The 18,275-nt window shown below is 42.3% G+C and carries 15 protein-coding genes; 3 read left to right on the top strand and 12 right to left on the bottom strand.

The genetic code is table 11. From position 1 onward, the window contains the following. Window positions 1-3: 3 nt before the first annotated feature. Together W293_RS0110020 and W293_RS0110015 are read right to left on the bottom strand one after the other, a co-directional pair. Window positions 4-213: a cold-shock protein gene (locus W293_RS0110020; RefSeq protein ID WP_010201661.1), complete on the bottom strand. Its 210-nt coding sequence runs from the start codon at window positions 211-213 to the stop codon at window positions 4-6. 245 nt (window positions 214-458) lie between these two features. Then, window positions 459-878 carry a YbaN family protein gene (locus W293_RS0110015; RefSeq protein WP_025652299.1) on the bottom strand — a complete coding sequence of 140 codons (420 nt, stop codon included), beginning with the start codon at window positions 876-878 and terminating at the stop codon, window positions 459-461. A gap of 455 nt (window positions 879-1,333) precedes the next feature. On the opposite strand from W293_RS0110015, the gene W293_RS0110010 reads away from it, so the two are divergent. Further along, a complete protein-coding gene (locus W293_RS0110010) occupies window positions 1,334-3,397 on the top strand; it encodes a carboxypeptidase-like regulatory domain-containing protein (RefSeq protein ID WP_025652298.1) in 2,064 nt (687 codons plus the stop codon). Between the two features lie 251 nt (window positions 3,398-3,648). Further along, window positions 3,649-4,779, top strand: a complete 1,131-nt coding sequence (locus W293_RS0110005; protein ID WP_025652297.1) for a sterol desaturase family protein — start codon at window positions 3,649-3,651, stop codon at window positions 4,777-4,779. A 16-nt stretch (window positions 4,780-4,795) separates the two neighbouring features. Here the strand turns inward: W293_RS0110005 and W293_RS0110000 are convergent, their stop codons facing one another. The 4 genes from W293_RS0110000 to W293_RS0109985 form a co-directional block, all read right to left on the bottom strand. Continuing rightward, a complete protein-coding gene (locus W293_RS0110000; RefSeq protein ID WP_025652296.1) occupies window positions 4,796-6,091 on the bottom strand; it encodes a VWA domain-containing protein in 1,296 nt (431 codons plus the stop codon). 246 nt (window positions 6,092-6,337) lie between these two features. After that, on the bottom strand, window positions 6,338-6,985 hold the full coding sequence (locus W293_RS0109995; protein WP_156915618.1) for a hypothetical protein: 648 nt from the start codon (window positions 6,983-6,985) through the stop codon (window positions 6,338-6,340). Window positions 6,986-6,989: 4 nt separating this feature from the next. After that, complete coding sequence (locus W293_RS0109990) at window positions 6,990-7,691, bottom strand: caspase family protein (protein ID WP_025652294.1); 702 nt, start codon at window positions 7,689-7,691, stop codon at window positions 6,990-6,992. 243 nt (window positions 7,692-7,934) lie between these two features. Further along, the gene (locus W293_RS0109985; protein ID WP_025652293.1) at window positions 7,935-10,880 is read right to left on the bottom strand and encodes a valine--tRNA ligase; all 2,946 of its coding nucleotides are present in this window, start codon (window positions 10,878-10,880) and stop codon (window positions 7,935-7,937) included. Window positions 10,881-11,254: 374 nt separating this feature from the next. Between W293_RS0109985 and W293_RS0109980 the strand changes: the two genes are divergently transcribed. Continuing rightward, window positions 11,255-12,412: a formate/nitrite transporter family protein gene (locus W293_RS0109980; protein WP_025652292.1), complete on the top strand. Its 1,158-nt coding sequence runs from the start codon at window positions 11,255-11,257 to the stop codon at window positions 12,410-12,412. Between the two features lie 146 nt (window positions 12,413-12,558). On the opposite strand, the gene W293_RS0109975 is transcribed toward W293_RS0109980, so the two are convergent. From W293_RS0109975 to W293_RS0109950, 6 genes are all read right to left on the bottom strand, one after another. Further along, the gene (locus W293_RS0109975; protein ID WP_025652291.1) at window positions 12,559-13,482 is read right to left on the bottom strand and encodes a bile acid:sodium symporter family protein; all 924 of its coding nucleotides are present in this window, start codon (window positions 13,480-13,482) and stop codon (window positions 12,559-12,561) included. Window positions 13,483-13,927: 445 nt separating this feature from the next. Then, window positions 13,928-14,416: a YbjQ family protein gene (locus W293_RS0109970; RefSeq protein ID WP_025652290.1), complete on the bottom strand. Its 489-nt coding sequence runs from the start codon at window positions 14,414-14,416 to the stop codon at window positions 13,928-13,930. A gap of 49 nt (window positions 14,417-14,465) precedes the next feature. Further along, window positions 14,466-14,903, bottom strand: coding sequence for a YbjQ family protein (locus W293_RS0109965; RefSeq protein ID WP_227502364.1), 438 nt, complete (start codon window positions 14,901-14,903; stop codon window positions 14,466-14,468). 163 nt (window positions 14,904-15,066) lie between these two features. Beyond that, window positions 15,067-15,624 (bottom strand): UPF0149 family protein, encoded by a 558-nt coding sequence (locus tag W293_RS0109960; RefSeq protein WP_025652288.1) that lies wholly within the window; start codon window positions 15,622-15,624, stop codon window positions 15,067-15,069. A gap of 510 nt (window positions 15,625-16,134) precedes the next feature. Further along, window positions 16,135-16,371: a PA3496 family putative envelope integrity protein gene (locus W293_RS0109955; protein ID WP_025652287.1), complete on the bottom strand. Its 237-nt coding sequence runs from the start codon at window positions 16,369-16,371 to the stop codon at window positions 16,135-16,137. 207 nt (window positions 16,372-16,578) lie between these two features. Further along, window positions 16,579-18,105, bottom strand: coding sequence for a hypothetical protein (locus tag W293_RS0109950; protein ID WP_025652286.1), 1,527 nt, complete (start codon window positions 18,103-18,105; stop codon window positions 16,579-16,581). Window positions 18,106-18,275: the final 170 nt, after the last annotated feature.

Raw genomic sequence — 18,275 nt, 5'->3', positions numbered from 1 at the left:
AAATTAGATAGCAACGATGTTATGGGCTTGTGGGCCTTTTTGACCTTGAGTTACAGTGAACTCAACTTCTTGGCCTTCAGCCAAAGTTTTAAAACCTGAACCAGTGATTTCGCTGTAATGAGCAAAAACGTCTGCGCCAGTTTCTGGAGCGATAAAACCAAAGCCTTTAGCTTCGTTGAACCACTTAACTGTACCTTTTTGAGTATCTGACATATTGATAATCCTACTTTTTAATTTATTAATGGCCTAGTGACCGGTAACGCTTGCAAATAGCTACTGAACGATAAATATTAAAACGAAGGATTATAACTAATACTACGAGGTAATGATTTGGTGCAGAACTGCTCTTAAGCTTGGGCGTATTATAAGGGGTACATTCTAGTAGCGCAAGCCTTATCTGACATTTCGTGTAACTAAAGGTCGTTTTTTTCTATTTTTAGCCTTAATTTTATAGCTTTTTAGGCGTTTGGCAAACGGAACAAATAGACCGCAACCCCACTACACACCGTGGCTACCAGCCATGCAACCCACATCATGTCGCTGGGTAAACGATAAAATAACATTGCTGTCGATAACGCCATCATAATTGTCGCCAGACACTTGGCATACAGCGGTACGGCATGGCGATCTTCCCAATCACGGACGAACTTCCCAAAATATTTATGATTGATCAGCCAAAAATGAAAGCGCCGCGAGCTACGTGCCCAGCAACCCGCCGCCAGTAGTATAAAGGGCGCGGTCGGCATTACGGGCAATAACACGCCAATAATGCCCAAAATAAAAAATATCCAGCCAAGCGTTACAAACGTCCAGCGCACTGTAGGGCTGTTGGATTGATTGGTCTTTGGTCGATAATAAAACGCTTTCTTTTCGGTCATGGTGATAGCTTCGTCAAAGGGATTTGTTATAGGTAAGGGTCAAGATGTTTGTTTTGAGGCGATAATAACGCTAGCAAAATTACCTCTACGACTTAGTAGAGCATGCTATAACCTTTAAAACGGCTCAATATTATTTTTGCATTTTTATGTCATTTTTGCACTGACAGATCATCATTTAATATCTCTCTCGAACCCAGCTCTTATGGTTAACAAAACAATAGTTATCCTCCATCCTAACTACTAGAATATTGTTGAACTATAAGGCATAATCCTTTTGTTACTAGATTATGTGCGATAGTAACTGTCCATACAAACAGCTCGTTTAGTTCTTAATCACTATCAAGATATTTTTTATAAAAATGCGCTCAACCGTGCACTACTCAATAAATCGCATAAATTAAAACCACCAAATTCCAAACATGAATTAAAACCCTGTCTAAATTAGAGACCCCCTTATGACCAAATTTAACACCCTAACTGCCAGTATATTGTTTGCTGCTTTGAGCTTAACGGCTTGTGGTGATGACAACGATACAGTCGCTCAGCCCAACAAACCTGACACAAACACTCAACAACAGCGTATCAGCGGTACGATAAAAGATGCTAATGGCAGCCCTGTGGTAGGTGCTGAAGTCAAAATCGGTAAAAGTGCGGTGACTACCGATAGCTCTGGCGCTTATTCATTGAGCTTAGATAAGCTAAAGTCTGATGCTGTGATTTTAGTACGTAAGACAGGCTATTTGACGATGGCACGTGAATTCAAAGTAGCGCCTAAACGTTCGCATAAATTAGACATTACCTTGACAGCCGACCAAGTCACAAACGCCTTCGCCACCAGTGCAGGTATTAGTGAACTACAAGTATCAGGCGCTAAGATAAGCATTCCCGCAAATAGTATCATCAAAGCAGATGGCAGCAGCTACACAGGTACAGTCAATATCGCTGCCAACTATTACAATCCAGACTCTATCGCAGGGGCACAGTCCTTTGCGCAGCCTTTTGCCGGACAAAATAGTGATGGCAGTCAGCAGACAGATCTGGTCACCGTCGGTGTCATTGACGTCAAGCTCACTGACCCTGCTACAGGCGCAGCGCTTAATCTCAAGAAAGGTACTCAGGCCACTTTAGTTTATCCTAAAGTATCAACTGACCAAAACCTACCTTCTATTCCTTTGTGGTATTACGATGAAGAGCAAACTGTTTGGGTGAAAGAAGGTGTCGCTACTCGTCAGACAGATGGTAGTTATAAAGGACAAGTCTCTCACTTTACGTTATGGAACCTCGACATTCCTATTGGAGAATATTATGCATTATTAGAAGGCTGTGTAATTGATGCCAAAACTAAAAAACCGTATGTTAAAGATGACTTTGCTGGTCAGATAACAGGGCGAGGCAGTTTCTTTAGTGCTGGTGGGGCTGATAGCGAAGGTAAGTTTAGTATCAAAGTACCTTTTAATACGCCTTTAACCTTATCTTCTCATCCATATTCGGTTACATTCAATGCCATTCAAATTCCTGCCTTGGCACAAAATGGTACTTACCAAATCAATAATGGTAATTGTATCGAAGTAGGAACTATTGATAGTGATGGTGAAATAGATCTAAATAATAGTGATGTGGGCGGGAATTTTAATGAGCTTCCCTTATCACCTGTTTCTATTACGCTTACGCCTACCTCACCAGAAGATTCTTTTCAACCACCTGCTACTAGTAATAGCAATGGACTAATTGGTTATAATTTTGAGTTTGATCTAGATAATAATGACAAGCTTGAGAACGTATCATTGACGACGTTTAATTCATTGACAACTAGTGTTGCTTTATATTTTGAGTCCCTATATAAAACAGGAAACTATCAACAAAGCGTGAATTTCTTAAATGCAACTGGTCCGTCCTTCATACTTACGCGTCAAGGGACAGCTATAGAAACAGCACCATATACTATAGATAATAATAGACTCAAGTTTGAGGTTTTAGGTACGACTGTAAGAGGAAACCAGCTCATACAGCAGTTCAATAATGGTTTTAGAAGTATACTTACATTCAATGACAAGTCTATATCTGGCCTAAAGATAGGGGATGTATTGTCATACAACATTGATGAAGAAGACTTCCCTAATGCTCTCGTCGACAATTTGAACAATTTGCCCTTTTCAAGAGGAACTTTTACAGGAGCTGCAAGCTGTAAAGCTATAAGATCTATAAATAATAATTTAGACTTTATAACCTTCGATGGACTTGGCTCTAGTAGTAATTTCGAAGATGAAGTTAGAGTTTTAGATCTAAATCCTATTCGAGGTATATGGGCAGGTATTCCTTGGGCTGCTAACAGAGTAGCAGATGAAGACCAAGAATTTGAGGCTCTTGTAAATTTTGATAATTTAGTATACGAAGGTTATTATACTAAGGGTGGGTTTGCTAACTTATCTACAGCGGATACTAATGAGTGCGCTTACTACAATGAAGCCGCTAAAGAGCAAATTCTTACAGCATTAAGAGAAGCTTATCCAACACTTTAAAAATTTATAAATGTATTAAATTCTAAGTAAAAAGACCGCTACAGCATGATATTGTAGCGGTCTTTTTGCTCTAGGCAAGCAGAATGAAAACTGAATTTAAGCGCCTAAGGGTGAGCTGTTAATCAATAATGGCTACCTCGCAGATATCATGAAAATCCACAGTATTTATCTAATAATGTCGAGTAAATAATATACTCATTTGCGCTAAACAATGCTAGATTAAACTCAAATCGCATCAGCAAATTAAAACTATGAGCAAATTACTCCGACAACACTTTGAAGACCGTGAAATTAAAAAAGGCTCAGGGCAAGTGTCTGCCTTTATTGCGCTGTCTTTAGGCATACTTGCCACGCTTGCTGCTTTGTGTTTTTTATTCCCCAATCTGCTTACCACACCAGATTTTAGACCCTTATATGATGCCAATATTTTACGAGGCCTATTGTTTGCCAGTGTGGTTATTGGCTTTGTGTCGGGTGTTATTAGTCTACTACGCAATCCGTCTAAGCGCTGGGGCATGGCGGGTATGTTACTCAATGCCTTGGCAGCGCTGCTCGCGTCAGGACAGATCGAGCCCAATTACTATGAGCGTAGTCTATATGCAGGCTTGGATTATTTTGTTTTGACTCTAGTGATTTCCGCATTAGTGTTTATACCTATGGAGCGGTTTTATGCCAAATATAAAGAACAAAAGCTATTGCGATCTGGCTGGGTAACGGACATTAAATACTTCATGTTTAGCCATTTAGGTATTCAGTTATTGAGTTTTTTTACCATCATTCCAGCGCAGATTTTATTTAACCAATGGCTCAATCCCTCATGGCATCAGCTGGTCAGTGGTCAGCCTTTAGTGCTGCAATTTATAGAGATTTTGATCATAGTGGACTTTTTTAGTTACTGGATTCATCGCACTATGCACAAAGTCCCGTCGCTATGGCGCATACATGCCGTGCATCATTCTTCGCATCACATGGACTGGCTGGCGGCAAGTCGGGTGCATGTATTTGAGCTAATTGTGAATCGTTTTGTCGGTTATATTCCCTTATTGTTTATGGGCTTCTCTCCAGCGGCAACTTATGCTTATTTGGTGTTTATCTCTTTTCATGCCATTTTTATTCATGCCAACGTACGGTTCCGTTTTCCGTATTTTCGCTGGCTACTTGCAACGCCAGAGTTCCATCATTGGCATCATTCCTCAGAAAAAGAAGCATGGGACAAAAACTTTGCCGCTTTTCTGCCTATTTATGATGTGCTATTCAAAACTGCTCATCTACCAGACCATTTACCAAAAAAATACGGTACGACAGCGAATACAAAAATACCAGAGGGCTTTGTGGCGCAGTTGGTATATCCGCTGCAAAATGAACAACGTAAGAAAGATTAATGCTGCTAATGTCTACTTACTTTGCTATCAATCCAATCTTACGAGCCTCTTTAAGCCAGCTTGGGAACTCTTCTAGCATGTTTTCATACAAGGCTTCTTCGCTAATGTCATCCAAGTCATCTAATTCAAAAAAGTTGCAGTTATCAATCACGCGCCCTGTCATGTCGTCTAGTTTTTTTAATATGCCATAACCACGACCACCCAAGCCCACAAACTGCCAAAATACCGGTAGTTTCGCGGCTTCAGTCATGACTTTAGTAATACCGCGATTATCACTCACTCCGCCATCACTGATAAATAGTACGTACACAGGTACATCCAACCCATCTTTTTGGTAAAAATCCGTCACTGCTTTCATTACTTCTGCTTCGTTATTCACACGCGGGCCAAGTGCCCATTTGCGCCAGCCGCCATGAGCGTTGTCAATGAAACCGTCATAGTTGCTCAGCCCAATCTCGCCCAAATACTGCGGGTCTCGGGCAAACGCCCAGCAGTCTAGCGCTTGGTCATCATCGAAGCTCACTGCCAATGGCAATATGCGATTGACTACCTCTTGCACGCGACCTTTTTTGTACTGTCTGTTCATTGAGCCTGAGGCGTCTAACACCAACGCTACCTTTGCGGTTAATTGCTGCAATTGGCGTTTCTCAAGCGATATCGTGGCTTTTTTGGCCAGATTGACCAGTTTTGGCGCTTTGTCTAGCATGACTTTTTCTAATGATGGTTTTGCTTGAACTGGCGTGGCGGTTACGTCTGCTGTTTGTGGGCTACTTTCTTCTACATCGCCACCGAAATGCTGCACGATGGCGGCAAGTCCACCATTAAAGCCTTGTGCGACGTTAGATACTCGCCAAACGCCACTCTTACGGTAAAGCTGCATCAGCATACTGGCTTGCTGCTGGGCAAAGTCTGCTGCTTGATATTCTGCCTGTACCTTTTGTGATTGCTGCCAAATGCCAATCGCTAACGATTGAATTTGATTCAGTGGGGTATCAGCTGATAACACAAAAAACAAGCTGTCTATATTCGCAGACAGTTTGGATAAACTCACTTCAAACTCGGCTTGGATACCCTTATTCGCCGTTGGCTGCGACTCGTAATGGGTGAGCTTGATTTGTCCACAAGGTGAGGTTGGCTGATTATAAAACACCATGTAATCATCATTGATCAGTTTGCCCGCTGCATCTAAGGCAAAACAGCTGATGTCCATCTCTATTGGACTTTGTCGGGTAAACTTGAGCGTGATTGGCACGGTATCGTCAATAGCAAGGTTGCTTAAAGGCGCGCGCTGTCCGACGGTGAGATGATTCACGGTGTTCCTTACATGAGAGTTTTATTCTTTTAAAGATAATAGACTAATTACTGATGTTAAAAGACCACTGCAACATATTATGTGTACTGTAACTGTCTTTATACATCAGGCAAGCTAAAGAATAAGTTATAAAAACTAAAAGTCAGCAGTAGTTCATCTTCGACAGCTCTATTTGCAAATCGTCAACAAGTTTTAGCTAAAGTTTGTATTTATATGATAATAATTAATAGCAAAGCTTTAATACTGTTAACTAAATTTTCTTTTAATATAATCGTTTATATCGAAAAATTTATTGAATAAGAGCATTCTACTAAAATATCTGTTCATAAAAAATTTAACTATCTTTTCAGATTTAGTATTTTGAAAGTTCTCTAAACGATCTTTGTTCATCCAGTATTTAATAACGTTACAGAAATCTTTTGTATAACCATCTCCATAAAACTCTGAATAGAGCGACTTTTCCCACCAATCTCTATGAGCAACAACCCACCCTTCAAAATCTATCTCTTTATTTAATTTTTTTAGGTTTCCGTGCTTTTCATTAAACTCTGTATCAACAAAATTGAATACCATTTCACAATACTGCTCATAAATAAGAAATCTTTCATATACCTTATTTTTTTTAATTCTAAAACTATTCTCTTTATCTACATAAAAAAAGCAAAACTCAGACCAGTATTTTGTAAAATTACAGTCCTCTACATATGGATTAGAGATTGATATTTTTTGTAAGTCCGATAATTTCTGTAGAACATTACTTCTTACAGTGGTATTTCTATTTAACCAAAAGGCATAAGCATTAAAAAATAAAGTAATGAGTAACACTCCATCTTTTAAGCCAAATTCATAAGATGGAATGCTTAAAATAAGTTCTTGGAATGAGTTATCTAACATAATATTATGCAACGCTAAAAGGTAATTTTTTACCACTTCTAGGTCTTATATTGTATGCTGGATTTTGTTCATTTTGACTACTTCTAACTACTTTTGGCTTTGCAAGCTCAAAAGCTTCGAGAATAGATAAGTCGTCATTAGAATGTATTGCAGAACTAATCAGAGCTTGGGTAAAATCTCCACCTTGCTCAGACTCTCCAGAAGACTCATCTTCAGAGCAAGCATATAAACTTACTTTTTGCGAAGGACATTGATTTATCCAAGCTAAATATTTATTTCGATAATACCCCATGCTATCGTAAGTTCTACTTTCCACACCAAACTCAAATTTTTCAGTAATACTACGTTCAAAATTAGCACAAGTATCAAAAATACAAATTTGTTTTTCTGAAAACGCACCAATGTCCTGCTGAGTAAAGAAATCCTCGTCATCTACATAAAATTTGCGTCCTAGTAAATGACTGTATGAACCATGTCCAGCAAAATAGAACAAGACAAAGTCATTTTCCTCTGATCTTATTTCATTTATTAAATTTTCTATACGAGATTTGAACTTAGTTTCTAGCTTAACTATTTCATTAGATTTCCATTGCCCTCCTCTATCGCTTAGCAAATAGTCATACATTCCTTGAATGTCTTTACTGACGCCCGGTAAGTAGTCATCACCTTCCCCTGCACACCCAATTAATACAGCCTTTATTTTCATAAATTTTCCTTAAAAAACGATTAAAACATAGTTTAATGACTTTTTATTATTCTTTCTGAAACACTGGCATAACAATATCAGCCTCAGTAGAGAAAACTATATACAACAAAATGTATAGTAGCACACAAATATTCAGTTATTTATCAGAACCAAGCGATGGTTAGAGAACTAACCAGTAGACAATAAAAAACGCCATCACAATCGTGACGACGTTTTCTACTTCTACAGATATTTCTATGCTAATTACAACGCTTTTAACTGCTCCATCTGCGCCGTCATCGCGGTCAACTGACCTTCTAGCTCAGCCAGTTTTGCTTTCTCAGCATCGACCACTTCCGCAGGTGCTTTACTGACAAAGCCTTCATTACCGAGCTTGCGCGCGATACCTTCGGCTTGACCTTTCAACTTATCATATGACTTACCCAAACGAGCCAGCTCAGCCGTTGGGTCAATTAGACCTTTCATCGGTACAAGTACGCGTAGCTGACCGACCATACTTGATGATGACAATGGCACGTCATCACCTTCTTTGACGATCTCTAGGCTCTCGACTTTGGCAAGCGCTTTAAACTGGTTTTTGATACGTGACAGACGCGCATCTTCATCATGAGAGACGTTTTGTAGTAGCACTGGCAGACGTACCGCATTGCCCAGTTTCATCTCACCACGGATGTTACGGACGCTCGCGATCAGCTCCTGTAGCCACGCCATATCTGCTTCAGTCTGCTCACTGATTTGGCTATCATCGGTCTGTGGATAGTCAGCGACCACGATGCTGTCGGTGTTTTTGCGACCCAGTAGCGGCGCGATGGTCTGCCAGATTTGCTCAGTCAGATACGGCATGATTGGATGGGTGAAACGTAGCGCCGTCTCTAGCACGTGCAGTAGCACATAGCGGATTTGCGCTTTGCGCTCGTCAGATACCGAGTCATCATTTAGACTGGCTTTGGCAAGCTCAACATACCAATCACAGTACTCATTCCAGATAAACTCATAGATATCTTGGCTGACCATATCGAGACGATACTGAGCGAAATGCTGATGAATATCGGCAACGGTAGAGTTCAAACGACTCATGATCCATTTTTCTGGTAATTCCCATACGTCAGGATTCGCTGCTTGGTCGATAGGCTTAGCATTGCTATCAACATCGACACAGTTCATGAGGACAAAACGGCTGGCGTTCCAGATTTTATTACAGAAGTTACGATAGCCCTCGACACGCTTTAGATCAAAGTTGATATCGCGACCAGTACTGGCAAGTGATGTAAACGTAAAGCGCAATGCGTCCGTACCATAAGCTGGGATGCCCTCTGGGAACTCTTTACGCGTTTGCTTTTCAATTTTGGCCGCGTCTTTTGGGTTCATCATATTGCTGGTGCGTTTTTCGACCAACGCTTCTAGCTCAATACCGTCAATTAGATCGATCGGATCTAAGACGTTACCCTTTGATTTTGACATTTTTTGACCATTGCCATCACGTACCAGACCATGCACATAGACGGTCTTAAATGGGACTTGCGGCGTGCCGTCTTCGTTTTTCACGAAGTGCATGGTCATCATGATCATGCGCGCCACCCAAAAGAAGATAATGTCAAAACCTGTCACGAGCACGCTGGTTGGGTGGAAGGTGTCCATCACGCGTGGATCAGCGGTAACGTCTGCCCAGTCAAGCGTACTAAATGTCCAAAGCCCCGAACTAAACCACGTATCAAGTACGTCATCGTCTTGGCGCAATGTTACGTCATCGCTTAGATTGTACTTAGTGCGAACTTCGGCTTCATCACGCGCCACATAAATCTCACCCGTCGCATCGTCATACCATGCAGGGATACGATGACCCCACCACAGCTGACGGCTGATACACCAATCTTGCAGATCGGTCATCCACGACATATACATGTTTTTGTACTGGGCAGGAACGAACTCGATGCTGCCGTCTTCTACCGCGTCAATCGCAGGCTTGGCCAGCTTGTTCACTGCGACATACCACTGATCGGTCAACCACGGCTCAACGATTGTACCGCCACGCTCAGCACGCGGGGCTTTGAGTGCATAGTCTTCGATATCTTCTAGCCAGCCCTGCTCGCCTGCTTGCTCAACGAGGAATTTACGCGCGGCAAAACGCTCAAGTCCCGCGTACTCAGCAGGCGTAGGCTCAAGTGCAGGCTCACGCACTTGCAAGTCAGCGTAGACCTCCATGTCAGCTAAGATATTGGCGCGCTCATCAAGGATATTAATCAGTGGTAAGTTATGACGACGACCAAGTTCATAGTCATTAAAGTCATGGGCTGGGGTGATTTTTACGCAACCCGTACCAAAGTCTTTTTCGACATAATCATCAGCGACGATAGGCACGACGCGACCCGTAATTGGTAAGGTAATCGTTTTACCAACCAAATGCGCATAACGCTCATCGCTCGGATTAACTGCAACTGCGGTATCACCAAGTAAAGTTTCAGGGCGTGTGGTGGCGACAACCAGATAGTTTTTGCCGTCTTGTGTAGTGATATCTTTATCGGTGAAATGATAGCGGAAATGCCACAAGCTACCTTTTTCGTCGTGGTTTTCGACTTCTAGGTCAGACAGCGCGGTTTGGAATTTTGGATCCCAATTGACCAGACGCTTACCGCGATAAATCAAACCATCATCAAATAAACGTACGAACACTTCTTTTACCGCATTGGACAAGCCATCATCCATCGTAAAGCGTTCCCGCGACCAATCCACCGAGCTTCCTAAACGGCGAATTTGGCTAGTGATATTGCCGCCCGACTCTTCTTTCCATTCCCATACTTTATCCACGAAGTCTTCACGAGTCATGTCACGGCGCTTGATACCTTGCGCCTCCAAACGACGTTCAACGACCATCTGGGTAGCAATACCCGCATGATCGGTACCCGGTTGCCACAAGGTATTGTCACCATCCATACGGTGATAACGCGTCAATGCGTCCATAATGGCGTTATTGAAACCGTGTCCCATATGTAGCGAGCCGGTGACGTTTGGCGGTGGCAAAGCAATAGAAAACGATTCGTCTTTATCAAAGCTTGGCTTAAAATAACCACTGTCTTCCCAGCCTTGATACATGCCTGCTTCGACATCGCTTGGATTGTAGGCGTTTTCTAATTGGCTTAAGGCGGCTTGAATCGATTGGGTTAAATTATTTTTGCTATCAGGGTTACTCATAAGGCTCTCAGACTAAAATGTAAATGGATTAAATAATAAGCAAAGGTATGGTTATCGCTGAATTCATACAATTAACCAACGCAAGCTAGGTTCAGACCTAGCGCTAACGTTGGATAATAATAAGTCATCCGAGCAAACAAAAAAGTTAGTAGGATGATTTTATCTTATATGGGCAAATTTTGTTAGCATCGAATGCTTTTTCGCTGCTTGCAGTCGTTATTGGCTTACTGTAACTTATTAAAATAAGCTGTCTTTAGTAATACAGCAGCACGGCATAGCGCCATTACAGCATGGCAATGGCTATAAGTCGATGTCGGTTTGACTCGCACTTTTATATCTTTTACTCACCGCTTCTCTTATATAAGTTTACTAGCATGCCTAATAACAAAGATCATTCTCATGAAAATAATGAATCCAGCGTCACCACTCACCGTCACGCAGCAAAGAGCAGTGACGATAATAATGCCAATACCGATGACAAGAACAATGCAGTAGCAGTGAGCAATGAAACCCATCAGTACGTCGCTCAGGATGAAGACCAAAATGATTCTAAAAATGAAAGCCAAGATGACTCTAAAGATGAAAACCAAGATGAAAGTGCGTCAGAGGGCAAAACCCTAAAAGACGAAGACTTTTCAGAAGGCATGAGCGATGAAGACAAACAATCTATCAAAGAAGTGGCCAGCGATGACAACTTAAGCGAACCTAAAAGCTATGCCAGTATCTTGGTTGAGCAAGTGATGGATGCCAAAGAAACCTTTGAACGCTCGCTTGGCTCGTTATTTACCAGTGCCTTTACCGCTGGACTGGAGATTGGCATTAGCTTTTTTATGATTTTATCAGCTTTTGCGCTGTTGAGTGGCGTGCTACCCAGTCATTATGCCATTGTCCTCGCTTCCCTACTTTACCCGATTGGCTTTATCATTGTCGTCATCGGGCAATCGCTATTGTTTACCGAGCAAACGTCTCTGTTGAGTCTTCCTGTACTAAATGGCATCGAACCATTAAACAAACTCATGCGGCTGTGGGGCATTGTGATCGCGGGTAACGTCGTTGGTGGCTGCTTATTTGCAGCGTTAATGATCGGGTTGGGTTTACATATGCAGCTATTTAGTGCGAGCGATATCGACGCCTATTCTGAGCATGTCTTGGGATTTGAATGGTGGGTGATATTTGGTAGTGCTGTGCTGGCAGGTTGGATGATGGGGGTCGCCGCTTGGCTGGTGACCTCGGCACGCGATACCATTAGCCGTATCGTGCTGGTGTCATTAATCACGGGTAGTATTGGTTTTTTGGGTTTGCATCATAGTATCGTGGGTAATATCGAGGTGTTTTCTGCCCTACTGTATGGCAATACCGTCAGCTTTTGGCGTTACTTGATATTTTTGGTGGTAGTGATATTAGGCAATACCGTAGGCGGCGTGGTGTTCGTCGCGGTACTCAAAAACCGTACCTTCTTATTTGAAATCGAAAGAGTGAAGCAACAAAACAAAGACAACCAAGTCGCGAGGATGAATAGACGACGGCGCTAGGGTAATCAAATGCCTATCGACTCGTAAAGCCTCTGACTCATACAAGCAAATGCCAACGCAAACTCATTATTTAAGAGTGTGCGCTGGCAATATTTTATCAGTAATTATATTTTATAGGCAATAAGTGCTCAACACTGATGATACCTTTAGAGCATACGGGCGGCCAAAACCCCTTTCTCAATTTCCGTCTTCTTCAACTTATTGAACTTCGAGCTAAATACTCTCACCAATATACCAGCGGTCAAGAACATAACTAAGGTATAAATAGCTGGGGTCATCGACATATCGTAATTAGACAAGAGCGTGAGCGCCATAAATATAGATAAGGTACTATTTTGCAAGCCGACTTCCATAGTGATAGACGTTCGTTGTGCTAGGTTCAAGCCCAACCATTTACTACTGTAGTAACCAAGCGCCATGGTTGATAGGTTTAGTAGCAACGATACGGGGCCAGTAGCGATAAGCGCCTCAACGATGATATCTCTTTGTACATAACTCAAAAACACCACTAAAAATGTCAAAAACGTCACGCCAAAACGAGAGACCAATACTTGTGAGCTATCGGCAACCCTTGGCGCAAAGCGTTTGATCAGCATACCAATACTAATAGGCAAAATGGTGATGACGAATAAAGAAATCATTGTCTTTATAATTGGCAGTTGAAACTCGCTTCCAGCACCCATAAAGTGAATCAATGAAAAGCTTAGAACAATAGGAATACTAAATACCGTGATGATACTAGCAATCGCAGTCATAGTGACGGATAACGCTACATCGCCTTTGGCAAGGAAGGTAAATAAGTTGGAAGTGGTGCCACCCGGACAGAGCACGAGTAACATGACCCCTACCGCATATTCAGGTCGCAGCGGCATGATATTTGCCAGTGCAAAACCTATAATAGGCAACAAAATAAGCTGATTGAGCAAGCCAATACTGACCGCTTTTGGGTATTTTAAAACACGTTTAAAATCGTTGGTAATGAGGGTCATACCCATACCCATCATGATCAAAAATAGGCAAAGGGGAATCACGACTGAGTTTACTAAAGTGACTATTTCAAGGTTTTCCATAACTACATCCATGTAGAAGACCTAATACTAGGTCAGTTTATAATGATTAAATGATGCCAGATTAGCGCTCCTTGCTAATACGGGTTCATCGTTACCGACCCTTATGAATAACGGACATCACCCATTTTTTTATACCATTTCTGATATAGATTTTTATAAAATACTTTATAGATACTGTGATTAATCATTGATAATTATTAAGAATCAATAAAGGGAGTATATAGGGCGAAAGTTAGGTTTATCTGCTTTATTCAACGACTCATCAGTCAAATGCAGAATAGGGTCTATTGAACAACAATAAAAGCGGGTTTAATAAGATTAAATGAGAGTGTGTACCGTCAGCTTCTAAAGGATTTGGCTTTTAAATGAATTGGCGGTCGATAATTTGGCGTGAAGTAGTTATAGCTAAATAATGATGGCTAAATATTGATAGTGCTATGAGCGCTTATTTTGGGGACGTTTTGGTAGCAATCTCAGTGCTAAGAACTGCCGTACCATAGGCAATGGCTTCAACCATGCTGCCCAATTGATTGATATTAGTGACTTCCAAACGCAAACCATAGATATGATTGTAGCCTTTGGCTTGTGCCTGCGAGCGCATACGGACGATAGCCTCACGTCGTGCACGGTCTAACAGCGTCTCATAAGTGGTTAGATTTTTGCCAAACAAACTCAGCACCCGAGCGATAATCATCTTAAAGTAATCTTGCGCAATCACCACGCTGCCAAGCACCAGCTCACTGTCACTATTGGCTACCAGCTTGGGGCGATAAAAGCGCTCGCTTGAGACCACAATATGACCCACGGCTTGCTCTGAAACCATCAGCTGCGCCAAATGCTGACGCTCATGACGCGAGCCAAAGAACCACCCTACCACGAATAATATGATAAGCGGCGCGTAGTTAATGAGGAACTGAGTCATAGAGTTATTCATGGCACGTCTCTTATCATAAAAAAGCTTTAGTGTTTTAAAACTTAATTAACTAACCAAAAGGATTGAAACGTGGCAAATCATCCGCTGGGGCTGGCGGTTGTGAATTCTGAATAGATGGGTCGTGACTAGAGGGAGAATGTGGTGGTTGCGCTGAGGCAGGCTGCTGTTGTACCGGCACTGCTTTGACCGCAGTACCATAGACAAATAGCTCAGAAGCGCCTTGGGCAATGCTAGAGGTCGAAAATCGCAGACCAACGACGGCATCAGCACCGAGTGCTTCGGCTTTTACAATCATGCGATCTATCGCCTCTTGGCGCGACTCTTCTAGTAGCTCAGTATAGGCAGTCAGCTCGCCACCAACGATGTTTTTTAGACTGGCGAACAAGTCCTTACCGACATGCTTTGAGCGCACGGTACTGCCGTAAACCACGTCCAAGCGCTCAGTGATCTGATAGTTGGGCAAGTGCTCAAGATTGGAGAGTTGCACAGTCATAGTACGACCTTATCGGTGACTTATAAAAATAATTTAGCGAGTAACATTCAGCGTTCATCGACGTTGATTAAGGGTAATGTTAGCGCGCATGGCTGCGAACAAAACCCAATATTAATAGAAATAAATAGTGTTAATAATAAATGCTGTCTCTAACAAACTAATCATTTGTATGGAACAATAAAAACAACTCAGTCAGATTGCCTTCGATACTGTTGGCCATCTGTGCCATTTTATCTTGATCCACACGCATTTCGGCCAGCTCTGGATCTTCATCATCGATACCGCTGAGCACAATCATTGGCAAGGTTAATACAGCCACGTCTTCTGCCGTTTCTTCGTTTTCAAACCAGTCGCTGGCTTCATCACCATACATGGCATCGACAAAACCAATTGACCAAGCAACGATATCGGACTCTTCAGAAAAATCAACAGCCACTTCTTCGTTGCCCGCATCTTCACCAAAAGGCAATTCAATAGGCGTCTCGTTCTTTAGCTCAGCCATGATAGAGTCGCGCCAGCGCTGGATACCATCAATAACGTTTTCTGGAATTTCGCTCACATGACCTTCAAAAAGCGCCTCAAGCCAGTTAGGCAACGGACGCCCAATGACAGTCGCCGTCAAAAAACCATGGGTTGCGACACTATCAAGCACGAATTGGCTCTCTTGATTGTCCAAATAGTCTAATAATTCGTCGAAACTTAATTGGTTATTCATGGTGTGATGGTCCTTGAAAGATAGATTGCGTCAGTCGCCACAAACGATCGATTAAATGTAAGGTGGTAAATAAAAGATGGTAAATAAAAAGAGGATAGCAGTTGCTTGGCGAGCATACTTAAAACCAAACAACCTTTATAAAGCATAGTCAGTCCTCTATAAATCAGATACGGTATCAAGCTCGCTTAGTCTACTATTTGTAGTACTTCACTCGCTCTCCTTGTATCCAGATTATATCGAACAGACTATAAGTCTATTAGATAAAGTAGATAATGTCGCAGTCGGTAAAAACGAAAATCAAGCGTTAACCACTAATATGTAGACAGTCAGCTTAGCACAATTAAGTCGCGATAATCTGCTAAGGCGTTGGCTTAGTTTATTGAGCTTCTTTTGCGCGACCTAATTTACATAACCTAGTTTGCGTGACCCAATTTGTATGATCTACTTCGTATAACCAAGGTTATAACGGCTGTTTGGCTGACGCCTCTAGCGCTTAACTTAAGTCTAAAGCTAGAGGTCGTCATCATCCCAATCATCGCCATCTTCATCGAAGTTATCTAGATCATCAAGGTCGTCTTTTAACTCTTTTGCCAAACGCTTTTCTTCTAGCAAATTATCGATTAGTCGACGCTTCTCGAGACTGCTTAGGCGCGTACGCACACTGGTCTCAGCCTCTTCTACCATCTTTGCGTCGTCATCGTCGACAAAATCATCATCAAAATCGTCGTCAATATCAGCGTCACTCATGACAAACTCCTATCATTTTTCGGCAAGTGTATTAAAAATACATGAATATATATATGCCTTATAAAGTCTCTACTGAGCGTTGTCAATCCTTTTTATCACTATGCGCTATTTAGTCGCAAATACAAAGTGAATCTGACCAGCTATCGCGTAGGCAATTGTAGAGAAAGTAGCTGCGTTAAAGGCAACGAAATACCATACTTGTCATCATCACTCGTCGTCTTCAATCATCAATACGGCATTACGGACATCGGCTAAGCGCTGAATCATGGCGTCATTGCCACCATCAAATATCGCGCACTCACGCTCATAGACAGTCGTTGGGCGCATGATGCTGTGTACTTGGACATGGTTGCTGATTTGCTTAAGGCCAGCATTGGGGAGCAATATCAGCATCTGCTCTTTTTTGCCCACGCTTTGTAGCAATTGGCTCATGGCATCGGCTTGGGCATCATCACTCACCCCAGCTTTGGCTGGCAAAGCAAAGCGTGATAGCTCAATATGCTTGTCGTGGATGATTTTATTAAGCATTAAATAGAGCTTACCCAACATTACACCTGCTAGCGCAACTTTGGCGTGGCTATTATCTGCTTTGAGCAGCGCACAAGCACCGTTTTCATCAAAGCGCGGTTCATTCATCGCACTCACACCCATCAGCAGTGGCTGTTTGAGTAGCTCGGTCATTGCTTGATTTAGAAGCTGCGTACATAGCGCCAGATAAGGCAAGCGCTGAGAAGGCGCTAGGCGCTCAAGCATATTAAATTCGTCATGAAAGACGATTTGGACGCTGACCGTGTCAAATGCGCGGGTGGCAGATAGCTTGGCGTTAGATAGCTTATTAGTAGATAGCTGGGAGGCACTACGAGTAGTTTTGTGAGCGCCGTTATCAGTATCAAGCTCCTCATAGTGCGTCGCGTTGGTTACCTGATAATCTGTGTGATTTTCAGATGCATGATCAGAGTTAACAGCAGTCGCCTCTTGATTCTGCTGCGCTCTTAAGTAGGCATTGACTTCATTGTGAACATCAATTTTGCGAGTACGCGTGGTTGTATCGTTTGTCTCACCACTGGCATTCGCTTGGCTATCAGTAAGGTTAAGATCTTTATCCGCTGTCTCAAAATCGTCTGAGCGCTTGCCTTTTCCATCATCCGCATAGCCACGAGCATTCTCGCGGTAATGACCACGCTGATCAATCTGCCGATATTGCTCACGGTGCAAATCTTCGATATCACGGCTCAGGGCATTAATCTGCTCTTTGGTCGGACGGGCAATATAGCCATAGATGAGCCACAATAATAAATGCAGCAGCATAGTACCGATTACAAACGGCCACTGCATGGTGATGATCTCGCCTTTGCTAATATCCTTCAACGTCAATGACACACTGCCAATCACCGCATCGCCTTTAGTCGCGATTTGACTGATCGTATTGCCTTGCTGCATCGGCGCATTGCCGACCGGCACTAATATATCGTCGTTATTGTCTTTGATCAGTATGCGAGTCACGTCTTGCTCGCTGGTATAGCGATTGGCAATGACGCTCAAGCTGACACGGTCTTTGTTTTCCAAAGACAAGCGCGCCTCATCAATCAGTTGGGCGACCATCTGTTCGCCCTTTTGCGCCCGACTCTCGCTCAGCTGTTGATCGGTACTGATGACCAATAATAGAGTTTGCAAACAAAAACTAACCAGAAGAATAATGGCAAACAACCCTTGCCGCGGCGCTAAATACGTCATGATATAGTAAACTTTTTTGGATAAAAGAAATTAAAAAACAAGGCGATGGCTCATTTTTTGGCTAATTTTAAAAAATTCTGCGATGTTTATATTTATAAAGATGATGACATTAAGCACTACATTATAAGACGTAATATGTTCTAAAAAGCTCCACAATCTAAAAAGCCTTA

Origin of the sequence: Psychrobacter sp. TB67 (assembly GCF_000511065.1) — a bacterium.
Classification (GTDB): Bacteria; Pseudomonadota; Gammaproteobacteria; order Pseudomonadales; family Moraxellaceae; genus Psychrobacter; species Psychrobacter okhotskensis.
The sequence above is the reverse complement of the archived record's forward strand: the minus strand, read 5'-3'. Positions and strand labels throughout refer to the sequence as shown.